At 58.5% G+C, this 8,523-nt stretch carries 6 protein-coding genes; 2 read left to right on the forward strand and 4 right to left on the reverse strand.

Annotated elements, in window-relative coordinates; genetic code table 11:
• Window positions 1-539: 539 nt before the first annotated feature.
• Window positions 540-2,705 carry a M28 family peptidase gene (locus tag H8S34_RS13135; RefSeq protein WP_186964219.1) on the forward strand — a complete coding sequence of 722 codons (2,166 nt, stop codon included), beginning with the start codon at window positions 540-542 and terminating at the stop codon, window positions 2,703-2,705.
• Between the two features lie 134 nt (window positions 2,706-2,839).
• Here H8S34_RS13135 and H8S34_RS13140 read toward each other — a convergent pair whose 3' ends face one another.
• From H8S34_RS13140 to H8S34_RS13155, 4 genes are all read right to left on the reverse strand, one after another.
• On the reverse strand, window positions 2,840-3,445 hold the full coding sequence (locus H8S34_RS13140; RefSeq protein WP_101692163.1) for an NADPH-dependent FMN reductase family protein: 606 nt from the start codon (window positions 3,443-3,445) through the stop codon (window positions 2,840-2,842).
• Window positions 3,430-3,945: a flavodoxin family protein gene (locus H8S34_RS13145; RefSeq protein ID WP_186964220.1), complete on the reverse strand. Its 516-nt coding sequence runs from the start codon at window positions 3,943-3,945 to the stop codon at window positions 3,430-3,432. The genes H8S34_RS13140 and H8S34_RS13145 overlap by 16 nt, the downstream gene beginning before the upstream one ends.
• Before the next feature lie 110 nt (window positions 3,946-4,055).
• Complete coding sequence (gene rbr / locus H8S34_RS13150; RefSeq protein ID WP_186964221.1) at window positions 4,056-6,158, reverse strand: rubrerythrin; 2,103 nt, start codon at window positions 6,156-6,158, stop codon at window positions 4,056-4,058.
• Entirely contained in the window at window positions 6,125-6,502 is a 378-nt protein-coding gene (locus H8S34_RS13155; protein ID WP_186964222.1) for a Fur family transcriptional regulator, read from the reverse strand. Before H8S34_RS13155 ends, rbr begins: the two co-directional genes overlap by 34 nt.
• Window positions 6,503-6,918: 416 nt before the next feature.
• Here H8S34_RS13155 and H8S34_RS13160 point away from each other — a divergent pair, with 416 nt between their 5' ends.
• Window positions 6,919-8,379: a recombinase family protein gene (locus H8S34_RS13160; protein WP_186964223.1), complete on the forward strand. Its 1,461-nt coding sequence runs from the start codon at window positions 6,919-6,921 to the stop codon at window positions 8,377-8,379.
• Window positions 8,380-8,523 lie beyond the last annotated feature (144 nt).

Raw genomic sequence — 8,523 nt, forward strand, 5'->3', positions numbered from 1 at the left:
TTTTATTATCACTTAAACCCTCATTTTATTCCGTTTAAAAGGCAAAAAGCCCCAAGCAATCTTTTTTTCAAAACGTAAAATTTTTTCTTGACAAAGTGACATCGCTCTTTTACAATAGCACTCAGCAATTAGATACCTGTGCGAGATGCACGTTTGACCATCCGTCTGCCAGGCGGATCGAGGCTACACGGACGGCCGGGTCAAATGCCGAAAACCCGTCGAAGAGCCGGGGACCGTACCGCGGGTACGGATTGGCAACTTTTGTTGCCTTATTGATGGAGCGGCTTTCGCTCCGATTTTATAAGTTGGTTTACTTTATAACCTGCGCCTGGCGCACATCAACTTGTGAAATGGTCAATAAGAGTGATTTAAAAGTCTTGCATCCGCAGGAACGATCTCTCTCGACGGGGACTCCATCGGTATCGTTATGGAGAAAATTTCGCAGACACGGTGTGCCAGTATGGGTGGCGCATCGTGTTTTTTTATCATCCGCCCCTGGCGGTGATATAAAAATTTGCTGAGGTATCGAGGAGAGAGACATGAAACACACGAACCATTTCCTGCCCCTGCTGCTGGCAGGCGCACTGACCCTTTCGGTCACCGCCTGCACCGCTGCTGCCCCGAAGGAATCCCCGGCCGCTGCTCCGGCCGACCCCGAGGCTGCCTATGAGAGCTTTTTGAATGCGGTATCCCCGGACTATGCCTATGATATCGCCTACGAGCTGACCACCAACCCGGATTTCTTCAATTCGGAGCTGGGCGGACGGACCGCGGGCAGCGATGCCGAGCATGCCGCTGCGGACTATCTGGTGCAGACCATGGAGGAGATCGGTCTCTCCGACGTGGAAAAAGTGGCGGCCGACTGCGACCGCTGGCAGTTCAACGGCGCCTCTTTTACGGTGGACGGCGTGTCCTATCCGGTCTACTCCTATGCCACCGCCAGCACCCCCGCGGAGGGCATCACCGCCGAGGTGGTCTATGTGGGAAAGGGTACCATGTGGGACTATGAGGGCCTGGATGTGACCGGAAAGATCGTGCTCATCGATATCGATCAGCGCAACGACTGGTGGATCACCTACCCCATGCTGGAGGCCCAGCACCAAGGCGCCGCCGCCATTCTGGCGGCCAATGTGGGCGGTTTCTCTCAGATCGCGGATGACGCCCTGAACTGCCAGGATATCTGCGGTCCCACCGCTATCCCCACCCTGTCCATCGGCCTGTCCGACTCCCAGGAGATCCAGGAGAAGCTGGCCGCCGGTCCGGTTACCGCCACACTGGTCGTCGACAACGAGGTCAATGTGGGTGAGGGCACCACGTACAATATCATGGGCCGCATCCCCGGAAAGTCCTCCGACCATCAGATCCTGGTGGGCGGACACTATGACGTGCACTTCAAGGGCTTCCAGGACGACAACTGCGCCGTCGGCCTGGTCCTCGCCATGGCCAAGGCCATGATCGACTCCGGCTATCAGCCCGAAAATGATCTGGTCTTCTGCCTGCACGGCGCGGAAGAGTGGGGTTCCTCCTACACCCAGTACGACTGGACCGTGGGTGCCTGGGAGATGATCAACCGGGTCCACCCGGACTGGGTGGGCAAGACCCTGGCCTTCCTGAACTTTGAGCTTCCGGCCTATGAGTTCGACACCTACACCAGTTCCTACTCCGCCCCCGAGATGTACGCCATGCTGGACTACTTTGTCAACGAATATCCCTACTCCCCCGAGCCCGAGGGATGCTTTGAGGACGGCGTGCTGACCGAGGGGTATCAGACCTACACCTACTCAGACGACTTCTCCTACTATGCAGCCGGCGTCCCCTCCACGGTCAACGGCTTCCTGCTGCAGAAGGACATGGAGACCGTCTTCCCCTTCTATGAGGAGATCTACCATTCCCAGTACGACACCCCTGAAACCTACAACGAAGCGGTCATGAACTTCAATATCCGCTATTATGGCGCCCTCGCCATGTACATCGACCAGACTCCCGCCCTCTATCTGGACTTCACCGCCCAGTATGACCGAATCCTCGCCTCTCTGGACGAGGAGCTTCTGACCCGGGTGGGGGTCGACATGGACGCCTACCACACCGCTCTGGAGGCTCTGAAGGAAACCGCCCAGGCCATGAGTGAGGAGATCTGCTCCGTCAACGAGGACTATGCCGAGGCCCGGAATGCCCAGGATACCGCCAAGATGGAGGAGCTCTGGAACCGCGGCCGGGAGCTGACCGCCCAGAACCTGACCGCTTTTGCCTATGCCCAGAAGCATCTGCTGGGCCTGATGTATGAGCGTCCTATCGTCCCCCACGAGGCTCCCCAGGAGAACATTACCCTGTGTGAAAACATCATCTCCTGCCTGGAGGAGGGCCAGGTGGCCACTGCGGTGGACGAGTATGCCTGGACCGTGAACAACGTGCTGGAGTGGTATGCCATGTACTTCTCCCCCGAGGTCATCGCCATCCAGGATGACATGCTCTGGGGCGAATCCAACGCCGACAACCTCTACTGGGGCACCGGCAAGAGCTTTGCCAAGGCCGATGTGGACCAGGCCACCCGCAGCCTCTACACCCGCTACGAGGAGGAGGGCGGCGACTTCTCCCAGGAGATCGCTGTCTATCAGAAGGCCGTGGAGGCCCAGAGCGGGATCCTCCTCCAGCTCGCCCAGCAGGAGATCGACTCCATCAACGAGCTGACCCAGCTGCTCGCCTAATGGCAGATTTCCTCTGCCCGTGGATCATCCCGAATGGATTTCCACTAGACTGAGACAAACCGGGCTTGCCGTCTGCATATTGCAGGCGGCAAGCCCGGTTTCTTTGTTCTGATATTGCGGCGCGAAGTCTCTGCTCAGCCTTCGATCTCCATGGTCTCCATCTGTTCTCTTGTCACGCCGTTCTTCCTGCCATATGCTTCCCAATAGCGGCTGGACGCTTTCAAAAAGAGCTTTTTCGGCAGGGGCATCGTGACGCCCATGACCCGCTTTTGATCCTTGGCCACAGCGCGCGCCAGTGTTCGGATCTTGGCGCGTGCAAAGCCGCGGAAGGGGGTGTCCAGAATGGCCTCTCCTCCCCCGATTTTCAGCACAGCGCCCATGGGATAGCCGTTTTTGCGGGCAAACAGACGGATCATCTCCACCGCGATGTTATTCTGCTCCAGCTCCAAAAAGCCACAGTTGATCAGCACCGACAACGTGGGACGGTTCTCAGGTGGGTGCTCCTCCAGGTACTTCAAAAATTCCAGCAGTACCACCGGCAATCCATCCACATAGAGTGGGAAAACCAGCAGAACGCGGGAAGTCTCTTCCATTGCTTTCAGCACCTTGGCCTGTTCCGTTTTGATGAGGTCAAAGTACACCGTCTCCAAAGGACAGGCCTCCAAAAACAGCTGGGCGTAGCGCTTGGAGTTGGAACGGGGCGCTCTCGGGCTGCCGTTGAGAATCAGGACAGAATCCATTTCTGCACCTCCTCCCGTACAGCCTGCTCCACCGCTTCCTCCGGAACAAACAGGACCTGATGGCGTGCAAAGTTCATGTTGAAGGCATTCCGGTCCACCAGACGCCGGAACAGCGCCTGTTCCTCCTCGGAATCGGCGCCATAGCCCAGGATAACAGCATCCTTTGTCGCCACGGCGCGCTGCACATGGTGTGTCTCCCCATGGTGCAGGCGGAGAAAGGCCTGCTGCACCGGGATGGAGCGCTCCAGCATGGTCTTCATCGTGGTATCATAGCCGCCATACCGCAACCGGCTCACATACAGAAGCCGGGTGCTGGCGGCGATAGACGGATAGACCTTCACGGCGTCATCCCGGATGACACAGCGGCCCGGTGTTTTGGTCCAGCAGCCAAAACAGCCGATGCAATGCTTGATGTTCAGACTGGACAGGTCGATATACTCCAGATCTGGGACAGAAAGTCCCGACAGGTCCAGAGGTCGGTCGCTTAAGATGAGATTCATAAAAACTCCTGATATTGGGTATGTTTCGCTCAAATAAACGGAGCCGCGAGGTTTTCTGCCTCACGATAGCTTTCCCCGATATAGAGATCCAAGCCGCGCTTCCGGGACGATCAATAGTTATCCTCGTGGATCTCGAAGAAGCTCTTTCCGTACTGGCAGGTGGGGCACACCTCCGGCGCGGCCGTGCCCACCACAATGTGGCCGCAGTTGCGGCACTCCCACACCTTGACTTCGCTCTTCTCGAAGACCTGTGCGGTCTCTACATTGTGTAGTAGCGCACGGTAGCGCTCCTCGTGGCGCTTCTCGATGGCGGCCACCAGGCGGAACTTGGCGGCCAGCTCCGGGAAGCCCTCCTCCTCAGCGGTCTTGGCAAAGCCGTCATACATGTCGGTCCACTCGTAGTTTTCGCCCTCGGCGGCATGGCGCAGATTCTCGGCAGTGTCCCCCAGGCCGTGAAGCTCCTCAAACCACAGCTTGGCATGGGCCTTCTCATTTTCGGCGGTCTTGAGGAACAGCTCCGCGATCTGCTCATAGCCCTCCCGCAGGGCCACTGAGGCAAAGTAGGTGTATTTGTTCCGGGCCTGGGACTCTCCGGCGAAGGCGGCCTCCAGGTTCTTTTCGGTCTGGGTCCCGGCGTACTTGCCTGCGCTCTTGACAGGGGCCTCCTCCATCAGCTCAAAGGCGGAGGCGGGCTGCTTGCAGATGGGGCAGAACTCCGGGGCGCTGTCGCCCTCGTGAATGTATCCACAGACTTTGCATTTCCACTTCTTCATGGTCTTTTCTTCTCCTTTCTGATTGGGACGATCCGCCTGGATGAGTCCGCTTTGGTCCTGATAAGTGGTGTGGAGCATCTTCTCGGCCATCTCGCTCAGAGGCTTGCCATAAAAGGCCTCGTAGACCGCCTGAATCTCCGGATTCTCATGGCTGCTGCGCAGCGCCATAGAGCTGTCCCGCCGGTAGAGGGCTGCAATCCGGCTCTTGCGGGTCTCGTCCCCGTCGCGCAGCAGGTCCTTGGGCTGTCCGCCACCGCCGATGCAGCCGCCCGGACAGGCCATCACCTCCACGAAGTGGTACTCCTTCCCGCTCTCCTGAATGTGCTTCAAAAATGTTCTGGCATTGGCGGTGCCAAAGACCACTGCCACCTGCAGTATCTGGTCTCCGATCTCCACCTGGGCCTCCCGCACTCCTTCATAACCTCTCACGCTCTCCAGCTCCAGCAGGGCGGCCGGAGCCTCCTGTCCGGTGAGGTACGCATAGGCAGTACGCAGTGCGGCCTCCATCACGCCGCCGGTATTGCCGAAGATGACTCCGGCTCCCGAGGCCGTGCCCATCAGGGAGTCATAGGCCGAGTCCTCCAGGGTATTCCAGTCCACCCCCGCTTCCTTGGCCCACCGGGCCAGCTCTCGGGTGGTGATCACCTGGTCGGTATCCCGCATCCCCTCCACGCCGTGGTAGTCGGCGGCGGCATGCATCTCCTCCCGCCGGATCTCAAATTTTTTGGCGGTACACGGAGTCAGGGCCACATGGACGATTTTACGGGGATCCAGCCCCATTTTCTGCGCAAAATAGGTCTTGACCGTGGGCCCCTGCATCCCGATCGGGCTCTTGGCGGTGGAGAGGTGGGGCAGCAGCTCCGGGGCATAGATCTCCGCAAAGTGGACCCAGCCCGGGCAGCAGCTGGTGAACTGGGGCAGCGGGCGGTCCTTCTCCGTCATGCGGCGGATGAGCTCACTGGCCTCCTCCACAATGGTGAGATCGGCTGCAAAGTTGGTATCCAGCACATAGTCCGCGCCCAGTGCACGGAGGAGGGCCACCATCTTCCCCTCCACAAAGGCGCCCGGCTCCATCCTGAAGGCCTCGCCCAGACTCGCCCGCACAGAGGGAGAGGTGCTGACCACCACCACCCGGTCGGGGTCTGCGATGGCCTGCCGCACCTGGGGACACTCGTCCCGCTCGGTGATGCTGTCCACCGGGCAGACATTGGCACACTGGCCGCAGTAAATACAGATCGCCTTTCCTCCGGTTTGCTCCAGGGTATAGGTGCCGTGCACGCCCATTCGTTCGGTGCAGGCCTCCTTACACATACCACAGCGGATACACTTCTCTTCCCAGCGCACGATGCTGGGGTTGTCCTCCTCAATCGGGACACGGACAGACAGGGGCAAATGCTTCAGTTTCCTCACGTTCCTTTCTTTTGGGCTTCGTTTCTGCATTCCTCACATAGGTACATCAGCTTCAGATCATAGGACAGGATCGAACGACCAGCCGCCTGTTCCAGCTGCGCCGTCAGGTCCCCCAGATCCACATCCGCCAGGCGGCCGCATCGCTTGCACACCAAATGATCATGCCGCTCGATCCGATCATAGCGATCCGCCATTCCCCCCACCGATATTTTGCGGATCGCTCCCGCGCTCCACAGCCGGTTGAGGTTATTATAGACGGTCGCCAGGACCACGGTCGGGTAGGTTTTCCGCAATTCGTCAAAGACCTGCTCGGCCGTCATATGGCTTCGGGATGCCGTTACCAACTCCAGAATCTTTGCCTCGTACTTTGTCATTTCACCACAACACTTTTTAGAATTATTCTAATTCTATTATAACTATTTTTTGATCTATGTCAAGGACATCTCTCTCCCCCACAAAGGACAAGGCCCCGGAGGATTCTCCGGGGCCTTGCCTTGTTTCCTGTCATGAAAACACAGCCTGTCCTGCTGGCCGCATAGAGCCGCTTCCACTTGCATAGGGTAATCTGTCCGACCGGCCAGTTTGTCCGAAAGGAGGGGCTCCCATTGGAAATCATACATCAGCATCCCATACAGGGCAACGATAAGGCCCGCAGTGCCCTTTTGGAAACGCTATACCAGCGCTGTATCACAGAACTTCGGGAACAGCACCGTATTCTTCCCTGCTCCACCGAGATCCGCGGAAGATAGCATCCTAAAAAATATGTGAGTGAGGACAGGAGGTGTCCGCCTTGGACGCGATCTATGCCCGGCAGTCCGTGGACAAAGCGGACAGCCTCTCCATCCAGGGACAGATCGATCTGTGCCGCCGGGAAGTATCTCCGGAATACCAGGTCTACGAGGACAAGGGGTATTCCGGTAAAAACACCGACCGCCCCGCCTTTCAGCGGCTCATGGCCGATGTGGAACAGGGGCTCATCCGGAAAATCGTGGTCTACCGTCTGGACCGCTTCTCCCGGTCCATTGCCGACTTTGGTCGGCTGTGGGAGATTCTGAAACGGCACAAAGTCGAGTTCATATCCATCAATGAGACCTTTGATACCTCCACGCCCATGGGCCGGGCCATGCTGAACATCATCATGGTCTTTGCGCAGCTGGAGCGGGAGACCACCGCCGAACGGGTGCGGGACAACTACTTCCAGCGGGCCAAGCTGGGCTCCTGGCCCGGGGGGCCGGCCCCCTATGGGTTCTCCATCCAGAAACTTCCCGCCGCGGATGGGCGGCAGGTCCCCGCTCTCTGTCCCAACGAGCACGCGTCCGTGGTGCAGCGGATCTTTTCTGCCTATGCCCAGCCGGAAGCCACTCTGGGCAGTGTGGCCCGCGCTCTGAATGGGGATGAGATCCCCGGCCCAAAACGCCCCACCTGGGACAATGTGACCCTCTCCCGCATCCTGCATAGCCCAGTATACGTCATGGCAGACGAGGATGTCTACCTCTTCTATCAAGGGAAAGGGCTCCGCTGCTCCAATCCGCTGGACGAGTTTGATGGCCTCCACGGGGGAATGATCATCGGAAAGCGGGACCGGAGCGCCGGGAAGTATCAGGACCTCCGGGACCAGCATTTTTCGCTGGCCCTCCACCACGGGATCATTCCCTCCACCCTGTGGCTCCAGTGCCAGTATAAGCTGGAGGCAAACCGCCAGCTGGGCGGCTCCGGCCGTGGAAAGCACACCTGGCTCTCAGGGCTTCTGAAATGCGCCCACTGTGGATACAGTGTCAAGGTAAACCGGGATAGCAGCAAGTTCTATCTGCTGTGCAGCGGGCGTTCTAACCTGGGGCTATGTGACCATTCCATCCGGGTGGACCTGCGGGCACTGGAGGCGTCGGTAGCCGCCGAACTGGAACAGCTGCTGCTGGAGTGTCCCGATATGGAGGAACCCCAGGGAGAAGATGCGGAAAGTGCCCGGCTTCTGGCGGAGATCGACCAGAAGATCGACCATCTCATGTCCGCTCTGGCCGAGGGCTCTGCCCTGACCATGACCTACATCAACCGGACCATTCAGAAGCTGGAGGCCCAGCGGCAGGAGATTCTGGCAACGCAAGCCCAAATACATACCAAAAAGCAGGTACCGAAGTGGAAACGCCTTCAATTCACCCCCCTGAGCTTTGAGCAGAAAAAGATTGTCGCCGCTCAGTTTATCCGGGAGATCAAACTGGACGGCGAGCGGGCGGAGGTGGTTTGGAGGATCTAATGGGAGAGAATCACGTAGTGTACGGCGGGGCAATCCCAAATTCTGTGTAACCGCCAAAAGCGGTGCAAATAGAGTGAAATTTATCATGGGCGGCAGACGGGTAAAACGGCTGCCGCCTTGTTTACAACATAACGCCAGTGGGAC

It is taken from the genome of Pseudoflavonifractor hominis (genome assembly GCF_014288125.1).
Taxonomy (GTDB): Bacteria; Bacillota; Clostridia; order Oscillospirales; family Oscillospiraceae; genus Pseudoflavonifractor_A; species Pseudoflavonifractor_A gallinarum.